Annotated in this window: 14 protein-coding genes; 6 read left to right on the forward strand and 8 right to left on the reverse strand. The window is 69.3% G+C overall.

Annotated elements, in window-relative coordinates; all coding sequences use genetic code 11:
* Nucleotides 1-205: 205 nt before the first annotated feature.
* Nucleotides 206-1,972 carry a proteasome ATPase gene (gene arc, locus ACZ592_RS22075; RefSeq protein WP_471583284.1) on the reverse strand — a complete coding sequence of 589 codons (1,767 nt, stop codon included), beginning with the start codon at nt 1,970-1,972 and terminating at the stop codon, nt 206-208.
* 254 nt (nt 1,973-2,226) lie between these two features.
* Between arc and ACZ592_RS22080 the strand changes: the two genes are divergently transcribed.
* Complete coding sequence (locus ACZ592_RS22080; RefSeq protein WP_355810294.1) at nt 2,227-2,538, forward strand: ferredoxin; 312 nt, start codon at nt 2,227-2,229, stop codon at nt 2,536-2,538.
* A gap of 13 nt (nt 2,539-2,551) precedes the next feature.
* Here ACZ592_RS22080 and ACZ592_RS22085 read toward each other — a convergent pair whose 3' ends face one another.
* The 3 genes from ACZ592_RS22085 to ACZ592_RS22095 form a co-directional block, all read right to left on the reverse strand.
* Nucleotides 2,552-3,139, reverse strand: a complete 588-nt coding sequence (locus ACZ592_RS22085; RefSeq protein ID WP_471583285.1) for a hypothetical protein — start codon at nt 3,137-3,139, stop codon at nt 2,552-2,554.
* A 216-nt stretch (nt 3,140-3,355) separates the two neighbouring features.
* A complete protein-coding gene (locus tag ACZ592_RS22090) occupies nt 3,356-4,258 on the reverse strand; it encodes a tRNA (adenine-N1)-methyltransferase (RefSeq protein WP_471583286.1) in 903 nt (300 codons plus the stop codon).
* Between the two features lie 131 nt (nt 4,259-4,389).
* The gene (locus tag ACZ592_RS22095; RefSeq protein ID WP_471583287.1) at nt 4,390-6,009 is read right to left on the reverse strand and encodes a site-2 protease family protein; all 1,620 of its coding nucleotides are present in this window, start codon (nt 6,007-6,009) and stop codon (nt 4,390-4,392) included.
* Between the two features lie 129 nt (nt 6,010-6,138).
* Here ACZ592_RS22095 and ACZ592_RS22100 point away from each other — a divergent pair, with 129 nt between their 5' ends.
* Nucleotides 6,139-7,020, forward strand: a complete 882-nt coding sequence (locus ACZ592_RS22100) for a RecB family exonuclease (RefSeq protein WP_471583288.1) — start codon at nt 6,139-6,141, stop codon at nt 7,018-7,020.
* Between the two features lie 14 nt (nt 7,021-7,034).
* Nucleotides 7,035-7,706, forward strand: a complete 672-nt coding sequence (locus ACZ592_RS22105; protein ID WP_098241447.1) for a response regulator — start codon at nt 7,035-7,037, stop codon at nt 7,704-7,706.
* A 107-nt stretch (nt 7,707-7,813) separates the two neighbouring features.
* Here the strand turns inward: ACZ592_RS22105 and ACZ592_RS22110 are convergent, their stop codons facing one another.
* The 4 genes from ACZ592_RS22110 to metH all read right to left on the reverse strand — a co-directional run bounded on the left by ACZ592_RS22110 (nt 7,814) and on the right by metH (nt 15,778).
* Nucleotides 7,814-9,400, reverse strand: coding sequence for an ABC transporter substrate-binding protein (locus ACZ592_RS22110; protein WP_471583289.1), 1,587 nt, complete (start codon nt 9,398-9,400; stop codon nt 7,814-7,816).
* 61 nt (nt 9,401-9,461) lie between these two features.
* On the reverse strand, nt 9,462-11,069 hold the full coding sequence (locus ACZ592_RS22115; protein WP_471583290.1) for an ABC transporter substrate-binding protein: 1,608 nt from the start codon (nt 11,067-11,069) through the stop codon (nt 9,462-9,464).
* Between the two features lie 376 nt (nt 11,070-11,445).
* Nucleotides 11,446-12,141, reverse strand: a complete 696-nt coding sequence (locus ACZ592_RS22120; protein WP_471583291.1) for an HAD family hydrolase — start codon at nt 12,139-12,141, stop codon at nt 11,446-11,448.
* Between the two features lie 100 nt (nt 12,142-12,241).
* Nucleotides 12,242-15,778: a methionine synthase gene (gene metH / locus ACZ592_RS22125; RefSeq protein WP_471583292.1), complete on the reverse strand. Its 3,537-nt coding sequence runs from the start codon at nt 15,776-15,778 to the stop codon at nt 12,242-12,244.
* Nucleotides 15,779-16,047: 269 nt separating this feature from the next.
* On the opposite strand from metH, the gene ACZ592_RS22130 reads away from it, so the two are divergent.
* The 3 genes from ACZ592_RS22130 to glpK all read left to right on the forward strand — a co-directional run bounded on the left by ACZ592_RS22130 (nt 16,048) and on the right by glpK (nt 19,576).
* Entirely contained in the window at nt 16,048-16,812 is a 765-nt protein-coding gene (locus tag ACZ592_RS22130; protein ID WP_471583293.1) for an IclR family transcriptional regulator, read from the forward strand.
* 358 nt (nt 16,813-17,170) lie between these two features.
* Nucleotides 17,171-17,962: an MIP/aquaporin family protein gene (locus tag ACZ592_RS22135; protein WP_471583294.1), complete on the forward strand. Its 792-nt coding sequence runs from the start codon at nt 17,171-17,173 to the stop codon at nt 17,960-17,962.
* A 69-nt stretch (nt 17,963-18,031) separates the two neighbouring features.
* Nucleotides 18,032-19,576, forward strand: a complete 1,545-nt coding sequence (gene glpK / locus ACZ592_RS22140; RefSeq protein ID WP_471583295.1) for a glycerol kinase GlpK — start codon at nt 18,032-18,034, stop codon at nt 19,574-19,576.
* The last annotated feature ends 3 nt before the right edge of the window (nt 19,577-19,579 follow it).

Below are 19,579 nucleotides of genomic sequence, written 5' to 3' on the forward strand. Positions count from 1 at the left end.
CCTTGCCCGGCGGCGCTCCCGTTCGGGAACGGCGCTCAAGTACCGCTGGTTCTCCGGTGCGTGTGCGGTGCCCGTCCCCGCACTGCGCGACTCGGCGGTACCGAAGAGCCTAGAACGCCTTTGCGCTGGTGGGGAGATCATTGCGGTCATTGAAAAACAGACGGCCGCGGGTACCCGTGAAGGACACCCGCAGCCGCCCTGGGTATTACAGGTACTGACCGGTGTTCGCCACCGTGTCGATGGAGCGTCCGGTGTCCGCGCCCTGCTTTCCGGTGACAAGGGTGCGGATGTACACGATCCGCTCGCCCTTCTTTCCGGAGATCCTGGCCCAGTCGTCCGGGTTGGTGGTGTTGGGCAGGTCCTCGTTCTCCTTGAACTCGTCGATGCAAGCCTGGAGGAGGTGAGCGACCCTGATGCCCTTCTGGTCCGCCTCGAGGAAGGCCTTGATGGCCATCTTCTTGGCGCGGCCCACGATGTTCTCGATCATGGCGCCGGAGTTGAAGTCCTTGAAGTACAGGACTTCCTTGTCCCCGTTGGCGTACGTCACCTCGAGGAAGCGGTTCTCCTCGGATTCGGCGTACATCTGCTCGACGACGGACTGGATCATGCCGTCCACGGTGGTGCGCCGGTCGGCACTGTGTTCGGCCAGGTCGTCCGCGTGCAGCGGCAGCCGGTCGGTGAGGTACTTGGCGAAGATGTCCTTGGCCGCCTGGGCGTCCGGGCGCTCGATCTTGATCTTCACGTCGAGTCGTCCGGGGCGCAGGATCGCGGGGTCGATCATGTCCTCGCGGTTGGAGGCGCCGATCACGATGACGTTCTCCAGGCCCTCCACACCGTCGATCTCGGCGAGCAGCTGCGGGACGATGGTGTTCTCCACGTCCGAGCTGACACCGGATCCGCGGGTGCGGAAGAGGGACTCCATCTCGTCGAAGAAGACGATGACGGGTGTGCCCTCGCTCGCCTTCTCACGGGCACGCTGGAAGACCAGGCGGATGTGGCGCTCGGTCTCGCCGACGTACTTGTTGAGGAGCTCGGGGCCCTTGATGTTGAGGAAGTAGCTCTTCCCCGCGGGCTGGCCGGTCACCTCGGCGACCTTCTTGGCGAGCGAGTTGGCGACGGCCTTCGCGATCAGCGTCTTGCCGCAGCCGGGGGGCCCGTACAGCAGCACGCCCTTGGGCGGCCGCAGTTCGTGCTCCTTGAACAGGTCGGGGTAGAGGTACGGAAGCTCGACCGCGTCCCTGATCATCTCGATCTGACCGCCGAGGCCGCCGATCTTCTCGTAGCTGATGTCGGGGACTTCTTCGAGGACGAGCTCTTCGACCTCGCTCTTGGGCACGACCTCGTAGACGTACCCGGAGCGCGGTTCGAGCAGGAGGGCGTCGCCGGGGCGGATGGTGACGTCGAGGAGGGGTTCGGCGAGCCGCACCACTCTTTCTTCGTCGGTGTGTCCGACCACCAGGGCTCGATCGCCGTCCTCGAGGATCTCCTTGAGGGTGACGATGTCGCCGACGCTCTCGTACTCCATGGCCTCGACCACGTTGAGCGCTTCGTTGAGCATCACTTCCTGGCCGCGCCTGAGCTCTTCGAGCTCCACGCTCGGGCTGACGTTCACCCGGAGCTTGCGGCCCCCGGTGAAGATGTCCGCCGTGCCGTCCTCGTTCGCCACGAGGAAGACACCGAAGCCGGCCGGTGGCTGTGCGAGCCGGTCGACTTCCTCCTTGAGGGCCACGATCTGGTCGCGGGCCTCACGGAGCGTGTTGGCGAGCCGCTCGTTCTGCGCGGACACGCCGGCCAGGTTGGTCTGCAGCTCGACGATCCGCTCTTCGAGAATCCTCGTATGACGCGGAGAGTCGGCGAGCTTGCGTCGCAGGACGGCGATTTCCTGCTCGAGATAGGCAACCTGACCGGCGGGGTCTTCAGACCCTCGCCCGGGCCGGATGCCGCGGTTGATGTCGTCGTCGTGGGCTGCCACGGTCCTCACCTCCTCCAAGGGGAGCTGGACGCTTCCAGACCCTACCTGGGTGGGTGTCGATTGAAACCCCTAGATCACAAAGACGATGGGGGTGTGTCCGATCTTCACCCTTGCGCTCTCCCTCACGCCAGGTGAATACCCACCCAACAACATCGGAAAGCGGGCGGTTGTATCGTCGAAGCGTTCAACACCCGTCAGGGCTGGCCCGACTTGCTGCAGAGCCGGGGCGTCCGGCGCAGCCACAGGCAGGAGAGATGACCGTGCGGCACGAGGCCGAGACCGGTAGTGAGGGCCACGACCTGGAGGTCTGGATCGACCAGGACCTCTGCACCGGGGACGGCATCTGTGCGCAGTACGCGCCTGAGGTCTTCGAGCTGGACATCGATGGTCTGGCCTATGTGAAGAGCGGCGACGACGAGCTGCTGCAGGCCCCCGGGGCCACAACGCCCGTGCCGCTGCCGCTCCTCACCGACGTCGTGGACTCGGCCAAGGAGTGCCCCGGCGACTGCATCCACGTGCGACGGGTTTCGGACAGGGTCGAGGTCTACGGCCCCGACGCGGCGTGACGCCGCTGACCCGTCAGACGCTGCGTTCCCCGGCGGGCGTGGCCCGCTCGAAGGCGCCGTCCTTCCACTGCCACTTGGCCTTGTCCTCCTGGTCGGGGCAGCAGCGGGGCACCTCGGGCGAGGAGTAGCCGAGCAGGGTGGCGGTGATCACACCGCTCCGTACGGCGAAGTCGGTCACGTTCTGCCGGTCCTTCGGGTCGACGAGCGTGGCGACCACGCGCGGCGTGCCGGAGCCGGACCTGGTGATCACGTAGATCCCGTCGGGCGGGGTGCCCGAGCCGGCCTCGCAGTGCACGACGGCCACGGTCTCCGGCCTGCCGTCGCCGTCCAGGTCGCCGGTGGCCTTCTTCTTGACCACGGACTTCACCGGGCCGCAGGCGATCGGGGAGTCGACGGACCCGGGGTCGGGCGCGGGGGCCGGGGCAGGTGCGCCCGAAACGGCGTGTGACCGCGGCCCGGCGCCCTTCTGGGCGGCGGTGGCGGCGTCGGGCTGCAGGACGGCGGAGGCCGCGACGACGGCGGCCAGCGCGGCCGCGGTGGCCAGCCAGTGGATCGGGCGGGTGGTGGTGTGTGCCAGTTCCGGGACGACGGGGTGCTGCACTAGGAAGCGTCTCCTGCAAGGGCGTGCCGGTGGGGAGGTGGCCAGCATCGTGCCATACGTCACAGTGAGGTGGAACACCGGGGTCCGATGGTTCTCGCGGTACTTCCGGTACGCGGCTGGTGCCTGGTCAACGAAACGGCGCCGCCGCCGAGTTCCCTGGTCGGTCAGGGAACTCGGCGGCGGCGCCTGCTCATTGGCCGAGGGCGGCCGCGCGGGTCAGCGCGGGCTGCCGCCGTCGGCATTCGGGCCCGAGTAGTCCTCGCCGTACGCGCCCTTGGCGGGGCGGCGGCGGCGCATGGGCGGCTCCACGCCGTCCGCGAGACGGCGGGCGGTGAGGAGGAAGCCGGTGTGCCCGATCATGCGGTGGTCCGGGCGGACGGCGAGACCCTCGATGTGCCAGTTGCGGATCATCGACTCCCAGGCGGTCGGCTCGTTGAAGCCGCCGATCTCGCGGATGGACTCGACGGTCCTCGCGAGCTGGGTGGTGGTCGCGACGTAGCAGCACAGGATGCCGCCGGGGACGAGCGCCTTGGAGACGCCCTCAAGGCACTCCCAGGGGGCGAGCATGTCCAGGATGACCCGGTCGACCTCGGTGTCGCTGAGGTTGTCCTGGAGGTCGCCGACGGTGAGCTGCCAGGCGGGATGCGGGCCGCCGAAGTAGCGCTCCACGTTCTGCTGGGCGATCTCGGCGAAGTCCTCGCGGCGCTCGTAGGAGTGCAGCATGCCCTGGTCGCCGATGGCGCGCAGGAGGAAGCTGCTGAGCGAGCCCGAGCCCACGCCCGCCTCGACGACGCGTGCGCCGGGGAAGATGTCGGCGAAGGCCAGGATCTGCCCCGCGTCCTTGGGGTAGACCACGGCGGCACCGCGGGGCATGGACAGGACGTAGTCGGGGAGCAGGGGTCGCAGCGCCAGGTAGGCGACGTTTCCCGTGGTACGGACAACACTGCCCTCGGGAGCGCCGATCAGCTCGTCGTGGGGGAAGGAACCCTTGTGGGTGTGGAAATTCTTCCCGGCCTCGAGCGTGAACGTGTAGTGGCGTCCCTTGGGATCGGTGAGCTGGACCTGGTCCCCGACCTTGAAGGGCCCGCGACGGCGGGCGGCACCGGTCGGTTCGGACATGTGACCAGCCTACCGGCCCCCGCGCGGCCCGCCGACCACGGCGGCGGCGGGCCGGTCGGCGGCCCGGTACGGGTCCTGGGAGGGCGTTCCCAGGAGGGTGATCCCCAGGAGGGCGTTCCCAGGAGGGGGCCCTAGGAGGGGCGGGCCATCGCCTTGACGAAGGCGCGCTCCACGTCGGCGGCGGACAGCACCCCGTAGATCTCGCCGGACTCCTCGACGACCAGGTACTCCGTGGCGGGGGTGGCCCGGAGCGTGTCGAGCAGTTCCTCCCCGGCGAGCTCGGCGGAGATCCGCATGCCCTCGGTGATGTCCTGGGCGAGGCCGCCGACGCCGACCCAGGGTCGGCGGTGCTGGGGCACGGAGACGATGGCCGCCTCGCGGACGACGGCCATCGGGTCGCCGTCGGCGTCGACCACGACCAGGGCACGGGCCCCGGCGTCGTTGGCCCTGCGGAGCGCCTCGGAGAGCGGGGTGTCGCCCTCCACCGGAACGGCGCGGCGGGTCAGGGTCCGGGCGCGGAGTTCGGGCAGGTGTTCGCGCAGGCGAGCCATGCGCAGGCTGTTCCCCGCACCGGTCCAGATGATCGCGGCGAGGATCGCGGCGAGCAGGGCGTCGGTGACGGTGTCCATGCCGCCGATGTCCTGGGCGTCGCCGCCGAGGGCTCCCGACTGGTTGAGCAGGGGCAGCCCGACCAGGACGGAGATGGCCAGGGCGCGGCCCACCCAGGCGGCGGCGACGGTGCCGCTCATGGGCTTGCCGGTGATCTTCCAGACGACGGCGCGCAGCATGCGGCCGCCGTCCAGCGGCAGGCCGGGCAGAAGGTTGAAGGCGGCGACGATGAGGTTGGAGATCATCAGCCCCGCGAGCAGGACGCCGGGCACGGTGCCCGGCTCGACGGCCTGCATCCCCGCGTAGAACACGCCGGCGAGGACGAGCGAGAGGAGCGGGCCGACGAAGGCGAGGACGAACTCGCGGCCCGGGGTCTCGGACTCCTTCTCGATCTCGGAGACGCCGCCGAAGAACTGCAGCTGGATGCGGCGCACCGGCAGCTTGAAGCGCAGGGCCGCGACCGTGTGGGCGAGCTCATGGACGAGTACGGAGGCGTAGAAGGCGACCGCGAAGAAGAGCGAGACGAGGTAGCGGGCGCCGCCGAGCTCGGGCAGAACGCGGTCGAGCTGATCGCCGAAGACCCAGGTGATGAGGGCGGCGACGAGGAACCAGCTGGGCGCGACGTAGACGGGCACGCCGAACGGCCTGCCCATGAGCAGTCCGCCGCCGGGCCCCTTGCGGGTGGTGGGCGGCGTCGGGCCGCCCTTGCCGGTGGGCCCTCCGTGCGCGGCGCGGGGGCGCTCGGACTCGGTGGGCCGGGGCGCGGCCGGGGTGGGCCGGTCCTGCGGTGGCGTCGTGGCCTGCGGCGGCGTCTTGGTGAGGGAGGCGCGCGGTCCGGGCTCGGGGTCCGGCGCCGTGTCGGACGCGGGAGTCTCCGGTCTCCGGGGCGCGGCCGGGGGCGTGTCCGTGGCGCCGCGCTGGTCGTGGTCTGCGCGGTCACCGGTGTCGCCGTGCCGCACCGGCGCGGGCCCGTCGGCCGTGCCGGTCTGCCGCGCCGGCTCGTCGACCGCCTCCGCCGGGCGCGTCGGCTCCTGGGCCGTGCCGACCGGGCGCGTGGGCTCCTGGGAGCCTTCCGCGTCGTCCGGTCGCACGCTCTCGGCGCCGTCGGACTGCGGCCTGCCGCTCCCGCCGCGTTCGTCCACGATGTCCCCTCGTTCGAAGCGTCCCTCGCCCCAATATGGCGTGGTTACCCGCACGATCATGCAGGGCGAGAGGGTCTGTCGTCGATGGTATGCGGCTGTTGTCGGTGTCGGGTCGTAGGGTCTGTCCTCATGGAAACCAGCTCCGACGGTGCCGCGGCGGCCGTGCGCCCGGCGTCCCTGTCGCCCTCGCGCGCGGGCGACTTCATGCAGTGTCCGCTGCTGTACCGGTTCCGGGTGATCGACAAACTGCCCGAGAAGCCGAGCGAGGCGGCCACCCGGGGCACCCTGGTGCACGCGGTCCTCGAGCGGCTCTTCGACGCGCCGGCGGGCGAGCGCACGGCGCCGCGCGCCAAGTCGCTCATCCCGGGCCAGTGGGACCGGCTGCGCGAGTCGAAGCCCGAGCTGACGGAGCTGTTCGCGGACGACCCGGAGGGCGAGCGCATGACGCGCTGGCTGTCCGACGCGGAGAAGCTGGTGGAGCGCTGGTTCACGCTGGAGGACCCGACGCGTCTGGAGCCGGCCGAGCGCGAGCTGTTCGTGCAGGCGGAGCTGGAGTCGGGCCTGAAGCTGCGCGGCATCATCGACCGGGTGGACGTGGCCCCTTCGGGCGAGGTCCGCATCGTCGACTACAAGACGGGCAAGGCCCCGCGTCCGGAGTACGCGGAGGGCGCGCTGTTCCAGATGAAGTTCTACGCCTTGGTGGTGTGGCGCCTGAAGGGCGTCGTGCCGCGCCGCCTCCAGCTCGTCTATCTGGGCAGCGGCGACGTCATCACGTACGACCCGGTCGTGGCGGACCTGGAGCGGGTCGAGCGCAAGCTGCTCGCGCTGTGGGAGGCGATCGAGCTGGCCACGGAGACCGGGGAGTGGCGGCCGAGGCCGACCAAATTGTGCGGTTGGTGCGATCACCAAGCGGTATGTCCCGAGTTCGGGGGGACTCCCCCGCCGTATCCGCTTCCTGTGAGGGCGCCCGAGTCCGCGGGGGGCGAGCAGGGCAGAATGGGCCCGGTCTAGCTAAGGAGAGACACGTGGCCATCCGCGTCCTACTGGTCGACGACCAGCCGCTGTTGCGCACCGGCTTCCGGATGATTCTGGAGGCCGAGCAGGACATCGCGGTCGTCGGCGAGGCCGGAGACGGCCTGCAGGCTCTCGACCAGGTGCGGGCCCTGCAGCCCGATGTGGTCCTGATGGACATCCGCATGCCGCGGATGGACGGTGTCGAGGCGACCCGGCAGATCACCGGGCCCGGCCGGGACGGTCCGGCGAAGGTGCTGGTGCTGACCACCTTCGACCTCGACGAGTACGTGGTGGAGGCGCTGCGCGCCGGTGCCAGCGGCTTCCTCCTCAAGGACGCCCCGGCCAACGAGCTGGTGCAGGCGATCCGGGTGGTCGCGGCGGGCGAGGCGATGCTCGCGCCGAGCATCACCCGCAGGCTCCTCGACAAGTACTCCGCGCACCTGCCGTCGGGCGACGAGCCGGTGCCGGACACCCTGCACACCCTGACCGAGCGCGAGGTCGAGGTCCTGAAACTGGTCGCGCGCGGGCTGTCGAACGCCGAGATCGCGGCGGACCTCTTCGTGAGCGAGACGACCGTGAAGACCCACGTCGGCCATGTGCTGACGAAGCTGGGGCTGCGCGACCGGGTGCAGGCCGCGGTGTACGCGTACGAGAGCGGTCTGGTGCGCCCCGGGGCCCAGTAGCCGCCGCCCTTCCCGAGGTCTCCTGACCTTCCCGAGGTCTCCTGACGAAGGTGGCCGTCCCCGTGCGGGGGCGGCCACCTTCGTCGTGTCGTCTGCCGGGCCGGGCGTCAGCCCTTGCTGATCTCCCAGAAGCGGAAGACCGTCGAGGCGTCGAGGCAGGACTCCAGGCCGTAGACGCTGTCGCGGACGACCGCGTACTGCTTGGCCTGCCACACCGGCAGGACGGGCAGCTCGTCGGCCACGATGTCCTGCAGCTCGCCGTACTGCTTGTCGGTCTTGGCGCGGTCGCTCTCGGTCGCGGTGCGGGGGATGATCTTCCCGGTGATGTCGCTGTTCTCGAAGTGGTTGCCGAGGACGTTGCCCTTGCCGAAGAACGGCTGCGTGAAGTTGTCCGGGTCCGGATAGTCCGGCACCCAGCCCTTGACGTAGACGCCGTACTTGCCGGCCGCGATGTCCTTCTCGTACTGCTCGATCTCGACGGACTTCACGTCGGCGTCGAAGAGGCCGGACGCGTTCAGCTGCTTGGCGACGGTCCTCAGGGCCTGGTCGGTGGCGGGGCCGTAGCGCGTGGGCGTGGACCAGAGCGTGAGCTTGGCCTTGCCCTCGATGCCGTCGCCGCGCAGGGCCGCCGCGGCCTTCGCGCGCTGCGGGCGGGCGCCGTAGGTGTCGAAGAACGCGGTGTTGTGGCCGCCGATGCCCGCGGGGACGATCGAGTACAGCGGCGTGGCCGTGTCCTGGTAGACCTCCTTGACCAGGGCGTCCCGGTCCAGGAGGTACGCGATGGCCTTGCGCACGCCGAGCTTGCCGGCCACCGGGTCCTTCATGTTGAAGACCAGGTGCTGCACCTCGGCGCTCGTGCCCTCGACGATGTCGACGTCCCGGCCCGCCTTCGAGGTGTCCCGCTCGATGTCCGCGATGTCCGCGGCGGCGAGTCCTCGGTAGGCCAGATCGATGTTCCCGTCCAGGAGCGCCTTCTTGAGGCCCTTCTGGTCGCCGTGGAAGAACTTGATGGCCACGCCGTCGTTCTTGGCCTTGGCGGTGCCCCGGTAGGCGGAGTTGACGGAGAAGACCGCCTGCTCCTTGGTGAACGAGTCCAGCTCGTAGGGTCCCGAGCCGACCGCCTTGCCGTCCTCGCGCAGTCCGTTCATGTCGTACTCGCGGTGGTCCACGATCGAGCCCGCGCCCGAGGCGATCTTGCTGGGGAAGGTCGCGTCGGAGTACTTCAGCTTGAAGACGACCGTCTTGGCGTCCGGCGCCTGCACCCGGTCGAGCATCGGGAACATGATCGCCGGGCCGGCCGCGTCGTTGATCCGCCGCATGCGGTCGAAGGAGAACTTCACGTCCTTCGAGGTCAGCTCGTTGCCGTTGCTGAACTTCAGCCCGTCACGCAGCTCGCACTTGAAGACTCTCGCCTCGGTGTCGGTGAAGCCGCACTCCTCGGCCGCCTCCGGCTCGGGCTCGGTGGCGCCCTTGGGGAAGCTCAGGAGCGACTGGAAGACGTTGTTGAACAGGAGCCAGGACCCGGGGTCGTAGCCGGCCGCCGGGTCGGTGGCGAGGACGTCGTCGGACATCCCCATCACGACCGCGTCGCCCGTGTCCCCCGCACCGCCCTGCTCCGTGCCGCAGCCGGTCAGCAGGGCGGCGGCCAGCCCTCCCGTGAGGGGAAGGGCCAGCCACTGGTTACGACATTTCACGTACGTGCCTCAGTTGTTGTGGTCGTTCGGTGGAACGGGGAAGTGCGTCCGGCCGCGGAGGTCAGCCGCTCACGCCGCGGCCGAGCTCCCACAGCTGCAGGTTCGACGAGGAGTTCAGGGCCCACTCGACACCCGTGATGTCGTCGCGCGCCGCGATGTACTGCTTGCCCTGCCACAGCGGGAGGATCGGGACGTCCTCGGCGATGAGGTCCTGGATCCTGCGGATGGGCTTCGAGGCGGCGAGCCGGTCGGCCTCACGACGGGACGTCGGGATCAGCTGGTCGTTGATCGTGTCGTTCTTGTACGGCGAGCCGAGGAAGTTGTCCTTGTCGAGGAACGGCGCGAGGAAGTTGTCGGCGTCGGGGAAGTCGGGGAACCAACCCATGCCGTACGCCGCGTACTTGCCGTTGCGCTCGGCGGCACGGAAGGTGCTCCACGGCACGCCCTTGATCGACACGTCGAACAGGCCGGACGCGTTCAGCTGCTTCTGCAGCAGCTCGAACTCCTTCTTGGTGCCCGGGCCGTAGTGGTCGGTCGTGTAGTGCAGGGTCATCTTCACCGGCGTGGAGATGTTCGCCTTGTTCAGCAGCGAACGCGCCTTGGCGGTGCTGGGGTTGCCGTACTTGTTGAAGAACGAGTTGGCGTGCCCGGTGATGGTGGAGGGCACCAGGGAGAACAGCGGTTCGGCCGTCGAGCCGTACACCTGGGAGGCGAGCGCGCCGCGGTCGACGACCTGTGCCACGGCCTGGCGCACGGCCTTGTTCTTGGCCGTGGGGGCGTCGGTGTTGAAGGCGAGGTAGCGGATCTCCAGGCCTTGCATCTCGACCAGGTCGATCTTCTTGCTCGAACCGCCGTCGAGCTCCCTGACCTGCTCGGGCGACATGGTGCGCGTCATCAGGTCGATGTCGCCGTCCTCGAGCGCCTTGCCCATGGCGCCGGTGTCCGCGAAGTTGCGCAGCTCCACCTTGTCGCTCTGCACCTTGAAGGCGCCCTTGTACTTGGGGTTCTTGGTGAACACCGTCTTGACCAGACGGTCGTCCTTGACCTCCTGCTTCGCCGTGTACGGCCCGGAACCGTCCACGTCGAAGCCGTCCCGCAGCTTGTTCTTGCCGTAGTGCTCCTTGCTGATGATGCCCGCGGTGGGCGTCGCCAGCTTGAACGGGAAGGTCGCGTCGGGGGTCTTGAGGTGGAAGACGACGTTCCGGTCGCCCTGCACCTCGATCTCGTCGACGTTCGACACCAGGCCGTCGGAGCCGCTGGGATACTTCATCTTCATGTCGCGCACGCGCTCGATGGAGAACTTCACGTCGGCGGCCGTCAGCGGCTTGCCGTCGGAGAACGTCAGCCCCTTGCGCAGCGTGCAGGCGTAGCGCTCGTTGCCCGTGTCGGTGAAGCCGCACTTCTCGGCGGCCTCGGGCTGCGGGTCGCCGCCGCCGCGGGGCATGGCCATCAGCGTCTGCACGGTCTGGCGCAGCAGGTTCCATGACCCGGCGTCGTACGCGTACGCCGGGTCGAAGGGCGCCGGCACCTCCTTGGAGATGGCGAACGCGTCCGTGGTGCCGACCGCGACCGGCTTGTCGCCGTCACCGCCGTCCGAACCACCGCACGCGGCGAGCGCGGGGGCCAGCAGACCAATGACTGCCGGCAGCACCAAAGTCTTGCGGTTCATGCTCGACGTTCTCCAGAGCTCTTGATCCCGTGAATCCCGCAACGCGGGGTGAGGGTTGATGGGGCACGGGGGGTGGGGCGGTGTTCTCGCGACGAGATTAGTCCGCACCTGTTGAGCTTCGGAGGGGGCATGAACCGGGCATCAATCACGCTGCGAAACCGGGCGTGGACACACTGATAACCCGACACCGGAAGGTTTCGTGCACGCTCCCCCCAATCGGGACACAACGTCACGTCACCCGGAGCCCCAGGAGGGCGCACTGCACACGTGCACCCCACTGTCGACCCCCGGTCGAGTGGGAAAGGTCACACCCCCGAACAGGCTTGAGTCGGAACTACCGCCGGAGCTCTCAGAGCCGGCAGAGCTGTCAGAGCTGTCAGAGAGTCATCAGGCCTTGCAGGAAAGGAAGGTTGACGTTCTCCAGGGAGGGGACGACGGTGCGGCCTGCGGCGGGCGGGATGGGCGCGACGGACGGCACGGCCACCACGCGGCACCCCGCGGCCTCCGCCGCGGCGACACCGGTCGCGGTGTCCTCGATGACGGCGCACCTGGCGGGATCCACGCCGAGCCCGCGGGCCGCGAGGAGGTAGGGGTCGGGGTGGGGCTTGGTGCGGGCCACCTCGTCGCCGGCGACGGTGAGTTCGAAGTGGTGGGCGCCGATCGAGCCGAGGACGCGGTCGATGATGCGGCGGTGCGACGCGGACACCAGGGCCATCGGGACGTCGTGCGCGGTGAGTTCGGCGAGCAGGCGGGCGGCGCCCGGCATCAGCGGCAGGGAGCGGCTGATGCGGTCCTCGAAGCCGTCATTGAGCAGCACGGTGAGCTCGTCGACGGTGATGTCGGCTCCGGTGGCCTCGATGAGGAAACCGGCGCTGCGCGTCATGGGTCCACCGACGACGACATCGCGCCAGGCCTCGTCGAGGGCGTGCCCGAGGGAGGCGAAGACCGCGACCTCGGCGTCCCACCAGAAGCCCTCGCTGTCCACGAGGGTTCCGTCCATGTCGAGCAGCACACCCTGCAGTGCCGAGCCTTCGGCCGTTCGGGTGCCGAGCGCGGGAACCGTACTGGTCATGCGACCACACCTTCCATGAGGGACGAGAAGGCCGGTCGCCCCCTCGTGACGGGGAGGCAACCGGCCTGCACTGGACCGACCAGTGTACGACTGCGCCGGATCAGCGCGCGTTGAAATATTTCGCCTCGGGGTGGTGGATGACGATCGCGTCGGTGGACTGCTCCGGGTGGAGCTGGAACTCCTCGGAGAGCTGCACGCCGATCCGCTCCGGCTGGAGCAGGTCGGCGATCTTGGCGCGGTCCTCCAAGTCGGGGCAGGCGCCGTAGCCGAGCGAGAAGCGGGCGCCGCGGTACTTCAGGGCGAACATGTCCTCCACGTCGGAGGGGTCCTCGCCCGCGAAGCCGAGCTCGGCGCGCACCCGGGCGTGCCAGTACTCGGCGAGCGCCTCGGCCAACTGGACGGACAGGCCGTGCAGTTCGAGGTAGTCGCGGTAGGAGTCGGCGGCGAACAGCTCCGCGGTGACCTCCCCGATCTTCGAGCCGACGGTGACGACCTGGAGGCCCACCACGTCGGTCTCGCCGGACTCCTGGGGGCGGAAGAAGTCCGCCAGGCACAGGCGGCGGCCACGGCGCTGCCGCGGGAAGGAGAAGCGGGTGCGCTCCGAACCGTCGTCGTTGAGGATGATCAGGTCGTCGCCCTTGGACACGCACGGGAAGTAGCCGTGCACGACGGCGGCCTCCAACATGTTCTTGGTGTGCAGCTCGTCCAGCCAGCCGCGCAGGCGGGGCCGTCCCTCGCTCTCCACCAGCTCCTCGTACGAGGGGCCGTCGCCGGTACGGGCCTGCTTGAGGCCCCACTGCCCCTTGAACAGGGCGCCCTCGTCCAGCCAGGACGCGTACTCCTTCAGCTGGATGCCCTTGACCACGCGGGTGCCCCAGAACGGCGGGGTGGGGACGGGATTGTCGACGGAGACGTCGGAGCGCGCGGGCCCTTCCTCCTCCGCCACCTCCAGCACCGCGGCGGACGCCTTGGAGGGCACGCGGCGCTGCTTCAGCTCGGGCAGCGTGGCTCCCGGCACGCCCCGCTTGACCGCGATCAGCGCGTCCATCAGGCGCAGGCCCTCGAACGCGTCCCGGGCGTAGCGGACTTCGCCCTCGTAGATCTCGTGCAGGTCCTGCTCGACGTAGGCACGGGTCAGGGCGGCGCCGCCCAGGATGACGGGGAAGTCGGCGGCCATCTTGCGCTGGTTGAGCTCCTCCAGGTTCTCCTTCATGATCACCGTGGACTTCACCAGCAGCCCCGACATGCCGATCACATCGGCGCGGTGCTCCTCGGCGGCGTCCAGGATCGCCGCGACCGGCTGCTTGATGCCGAGGTTGACGACGTTGTAGCCGTTGTTCGACAGGATGATGTCGACGAGGTTCTTGCCGATGTCGTGGACGTCGCCGCGGACCGTGGCCAGCACGATGGTGCCCTTGCCCTCGGAGTCCGACTTCTCCATGTGCGGCTCCAGATGGGCCACCGCGGTCTTCATCACCTCGGCGGACTGCAGCACGAACGGCAGCTGCATCTGGCCGGAGCCGAACAGCTCACCGACCACCTTCATGCCCTCGAGGAGGGTGTTGTTGACGATGTCCAGCGCCGGAGTGTCCTGAAGTGCCTCGTCCAGGTCGGCCTCCAGGCCGTTCTTCTCCCCGTCGATGATGCGGCGCTGCAGCCGCTCGTCCAGCGGCAGTGCGAGGAGCTCCTCGGCCTTGCCCGCCTTCATCGACTTCGTCGAGACGCCCTCGAACAGCTCCATCAGTCGCTGCAGCGGGTCGTAGCCCTCTTCGCGACGGTCGTAGATCAGGTCGTGGGCGACCTTGACCTGCTCCTCCTCCAGGCGCGCGATCGGCAGGATCTTCGAGGCGTGCACGATCGCCGAGTCCAGGCCGGCCTTGACGCACTCGTCCAGGAAGACCGAGTTCAGGACCACGCGGGCGGCCGGGTTCAGGCCGAAGGAGATGTTCGACAGGCCCAGGGTCGTCTGGACGTCGGGGTGACGGCGCTTGAGCTCCCTGATGGCCTCGATCGTGGCGATGCCGTCGCCCCGGGACTCCTCCTGACCGGTGCAGATCGTGAAGGTCAGCGTGTCGATGAGGATGTCCGACTCGTGGATCCCCCAGTTCGACGTCAGATCCTCGATGAGGCGCTCGGCGATGGCGACCTTGTGCTCGACGGTACGGGCCTGGCCCTCCTCGTCGATGGTCAGCGCGATCAGTGCCGCGCCGTGCTCCCGCGCCAGCGCCGTGACCTTCGCGAACCGCGACTCGGGGCCGTCGCCGTCCTCGTAGTTGACGGAGTTGATGACCGCACGCCCGCCCAACTTCTCCAACCCCGCCTGGAGCACGGGCAGTTCGGTGGAGTCAAGGACGATCGGCAGCGTGGAGGCGGTCGCGAAGCGGCCCGCCAGCTCCGCCATGTCGGCGACGCCGTCACGGCCCACGTAGTCGACGCACAGGTCGAGCATGTGCGCGCCCTCGCGGATCTGGTCGCGGGCCATCTCCACGCAGTCGTCCCAGCGGGCCTCCAGCATCGCCTCACGGAACTTCTTGGACCCGTTGGCGTTGGTGCGCTCGCCGATCGCCATGTACGAGGTGTCCTGGCGGAACGGCACCGTCTGGTACAGCGAGGCAGCGCCGGGCTCGGGGCGCGGCTCGCGGACCGTGGTCTCGACGCCCCGCACCCGCTCGACGACCTGGCGCAGGTGCTCCGGAGTCGTACCGCAGCAGCCGCCGACCAGGGAGAGGCCGTAGTCCCGTACGAAGGTCTCCTGTGCGTCGGCCAGCTCGGGGGCCGTCAGCGGGTAGTGGGCGCCGTCCTTGCCCAGGACCGGCAGGCCGGCGTTGGGCATGCAGGAGATCGGGACGCGGGAGTGGCGGGCGAGGTAGCGCAGGTGCTCGCTCATCTCGGCCGGGCCCGTGGCGCAGTTCAGGCCGATCATGTCGATGCCCAGCGGCTCCAGGGCGGTCAGGGCCGCGCCGATCTCCGAGCCGAGCAGCATGGTGCCGGTCGTCTCGACGGTGACCGAGCAGATCAGCGGGAGGTTCGTGCCGGTGGCGTCCAGGGCGCGGCGGGCGCCGAGGATGGCGGCCTTGGTCTGCAGCAGGTCCTGGGTGGTCTCCACCAGGAGCGCGTCGGCGCCGCCGGCGATCATGCCCTCGGCGTTCACCTGGTAGGCGTCGCGCAGGGTGGCGTAGGGGGCGTGGCCGAGGGTCGGCAGCTTGGTGCCGGGGCCCATCGAGCCGAGGACCCAGCGCTGCCGGCCGGTGTCCCGGGTGAACTCGTCGGCCACCTCGCGGGCGATGCGCGCGCCGGCCTCGGAGAGCTCGAAGTTCCGCTCGGGGATGTCGTACTCCTTCAGGGCCGCGAAGTTCGCGCCGAAGGTGTTCGTCTCCACGCAGTCCACGCCGACGGCGAAGTACTCCTCGTGCACCGAGCGCACGATGTCGGGGCGGGTGATGTTGAGGACTTCGTTGCAGCCTTCGAGCTGCTGGAAGTCGTCGAGGGTGGGGTCCTGCGCCTGGAGCATCGTGCCCATCGCGCCGTCGGCCACCACCACACGGGTGGCAAGGGCCTCGCGGAGGGCGTCGACTCGGGTCCTGCTCTCGGACGAAACGGGCGTGGACTGCGACGACGGGGTTGGCGACGAGGCCATGAAAGAGCTCCCTGGAGTGCGACGGCTGTCGGCTTTGCGCCTTCTCGGTGGAGGGCGCACCCGGCCAGGGTAGCCGGGACCAAGGTCCCTTTGTGAAGGAGTCCACGAGACGGACGTGCCGGACGGGCTTGGCCCGATCTGATCCTTGACAGGGATGGCGGCCGCAACACGGACGGTCCATGCATTAGCGGGAGGTCGACAACGACCGATAGTGTTCAGCATTGTCGAACGTGGCAATCAGGTGCGAGGGGACGGAGGTCGGGGCTGCGATGGCACGCAACATCCAGTCGCTCGAAAGGGCCGCGGCGATGCTGCGGCTGCTCGCGGGCGGCGAGCGACGGCTCGGTCTCTCGGAGATCGCCTCCGCCCTCGACCTCGCCAAGGGCACGGCCCACGGCATCCTGCGCACCCTCCAGGCGGAGGGCTTCGTCGAGCAGGACTCCGCGTCGGGCCGCTACCAGCTGGGCGCCGAACTGCTGCGCCTCGGCAACAGCTATCTGGACGTGCACGAGCTGCGCGCCCGCGCCCTGGTGTGGACCGACGACCTGGCCCGGTCCAGCGGCGAGAGCGTCCACCTCGGCGTCCTGCACCAGCAGGGCGTGCTGATCGTCCACCACGTCTTCCGGCCCGACGACAGCCGCCAGGTCCTGGAGGTGGGGGCCATGCAGCCGCTGCACTCCACGGCGCTCGGCAAGGTCCTCTCCGCCTACGACCCGGTCGCGCACAACGAGGCCGTCGAGGCCGAGCGCAAGACCTTCACCGTGCACACCGTGATCGACCCCGAGGACTTCGAGGGCGTACTCGACATCACCCGCGCGCGCGGGTACGCGGCGGACGTCGAGGAGACCTGGGAGGGCATCGCCTCCGTCGCCGCCCCCATCCACGACCGGCGCCGCATGCCGGTCGGCGCGGTCGGCGTCACCGGCGCCGTGGAGCGCGTCTGCCGGGACGGGGAACTGCGGCCCGAGCTGATCGCCGCCGTGCGGGACTGCGCGCGCGCCGTCTCCCGGGACCTGGGCGCCGGGCGCTTCTGACCCGCCCCGCGCCGCCCGCGGGGCGGCGCCCGTGACACCCCGCTCCGCCGCGCCGACGTGCAGGTGCCCCCTATCCGCGCGACGATCTGTGCACGCCCTCGGACCGCGGGATCGGCGGCCGGAGACCGATAGGGCAGAACGATCAATAACGATCGTGTTTTCAATAACAGAACTCTTGACGAGTGAGTAACCCCGGGGTGAGACTCGCGTCCATCGGTCGGCATTGTCGAACACCTACCGGCATTACGCGCTAGAGTGTGACAAGGCCAAGGGCCGGCAACGACCTCACCTGAGGTCGCGGACCACCGGAGGGACCCGGGGTTCGCCTTCCCCTGGACGAAGGACAAAGGAGTCGCGGGTGTCCAGCTCCGACATCTTCATCGGCGAGACCATCGGTACCGCCGTGCTCATCCTGCTGGGCGGTGGCGTGTGCGCCGCCGTCACGCTCAAGCGCTCAAAGGCCAAGGACGCCGGCTGGCTCGCGATCACCTTCGGGTGGGGCTTCGCCGTCCTGACCGGCGCCTACCTCGCGGGGGGCGTCTCTGGCGCCCACCTGAACCCGGCGGTCACGCTCGGCCTCGCCATCGAGGGCGGCACCAAGTGGAGCGACGTTCCGCTCTACCTGGGCTCGCAGCTGCTCGGCGCGATGATCGGCGCCTTCCTGGTGTGGGTCGCCTACATGGGCCAGTTCAAGGCCCACCTGACCGACCCCGAGGTCCTGGCGGCGCAGCCGCAGTCGGAGGGCATGGTCGACCAGAAGGCCGCCCCGTCGGCGGGACCGGTGCTCGGCGTCTTCTCGACCGGCCCCGAAATCCGTAACTACGTCCAGAACGTGCTCACGGAGATCATCGCCACGGTCGTCCTGGTCCTCGCCATCCTGACGCAGGGCCTCAACGACGGCGGCAACGGCCTGGGCACCCTCGGCGCCCTGATCACCGCGCTCGTCGTGGTCAGCATCGGCCTCTCGCTCGGTGGTCCCACGGGATACGCGATCAACCCGGTCCGCGACCTCGGCCCGCGCATCATCCACTCCGTGCTCCCGCTGCCGAACAAGGGCAGCTCGGACTGGTCGTACGCCTGGGTGCCGATCGTCGGCCCACTGATCGGCGGCGCCATCGCCGGCGGTCTCTACAACGTCGCGTTCAAGTAGACCCGCGACAGCGACCGATGAACGCCTCAGACGCCTGAGACCGCCAGCACAGAACTTCTGGAGCACACCGTGACCGACGCACACACCGCAGGCCCCTTCATCGCGGCCATCGACCAGGGCACCACCTCGAGCCGCTGCATCGTCTTCGACAAGGACGGCCGGATCGTCTCCGTCGACCAGAAGGAGCACGAGCAGATCTTCCCGAAGCCGGGCTGGGTCGAGCACGACGCCGCCGAGATCTGGACCAACGTCCAGGAGGTCGTCGCCGGAGCCGTCGCCAAGGCCGGCATCACCCGTGACGACATCAAGGCGATCGGCATCACCAACCAGCGTGAGACCACGCTGCTGTGGGACAAGAACACCGGCGAGCCGGTCCACAACGCCATCGTCTGGCAGGACACCCGTACCGACGCGCTCTGCAAGGAGCTCGGCCGCAACGTCGGGCAGGACCGCTTCCGCCGCGAGACCGGCCTGCCGCTGGCCTCCTACTTCGCCGGTCCCAAGGCCCGCTGGCTGCTCGACAACGTCGAGGGCCTCGAGGAGCGCGCCCACTCCGGCGACATCCTCTTCGGCACCATGGACTCCTGGGTCATCTGGAACCTGACGGGCGGTGTCAACGGCGGCAAGCACGTCACCGACGTCACCAACGCCTCGCGCACCCTCCTGATGAACCTGCACGAGATGGAGTGGGACGAGCGCATCTGCCACTCCATCGGCATCCCCATGGAGATGCTCCCCGAGATCCGCTCCTCCGCCGAGGTCTACGGCGAGGTCACCGGCGGCGAGCTCGGCGACCTGCTCGGCGGCATCCCCGTCGCCTCGGCGCTCGGCGACCAGCAGGCGGCCCTGTTCGGCCAGACCTGTTTCGACGAGGGCGAGGCCAAGTCCACGTACGGCACCGGCACCTTCATGCTGATGAACACCGGTGACAAGGCCATCAACTCGTACTCGGGCCTGCTGACCACGGTCGGCTACCAGATCGGCGACCAGAAGCCGGTCTACGCCCTCGAGGGGTCCATCGCCGTCACCGGTTCGCTGGTGCAGTGGATGCGCGACCAGATGGGCCTGATCAACTCCGCCGCCGAGATCGAGACGCTCGCGTCCTCGGTCGAGGACAACGGCGGCGCCTACTTCGTACCGGCCTTCTCCGGCCTGTTCGCCCCGTACTGGCGCTCCGACGCCCGCGGTGTGATCGCCGGTCTGACCCGGTACGTCACCAAGGCGCACATCGCGCGCGCCGTCCTGGAGGCCACGGCCTGGCAGACCCGTGAGATCACCGACGCCATGACGAAGGACTCCGGCGTCGAGCTCGCGGCCCTCAAGGTCGACGGCGGCATGACCTCCAACAACCTGCTGATGCAGACCCTCTCGAACTTCCTCGACGCACCCGTGGTGCGCCCGATGGTGGCCGAGACGACCTGCCTCGGTGCCGCCTACGCCGCCGGTCTCGCCGTCGGCTTCTGGTCCTCGACCGACGAGCTGCGCGCCAACTGGCGCAGGGCCGCGGAGTGGACCCCCCACATGGACGCGGGCACCCGCGACCGTGAGTACAAGAGCTGGCTCAAGGCCGTCGAGCGGTCCATGGGTTGGCTCGACGAGAGTGGCGAGGAGTAAGAA

The organism is Streptomyces sp. NPDC040622, from assembly GCF_055593965.1.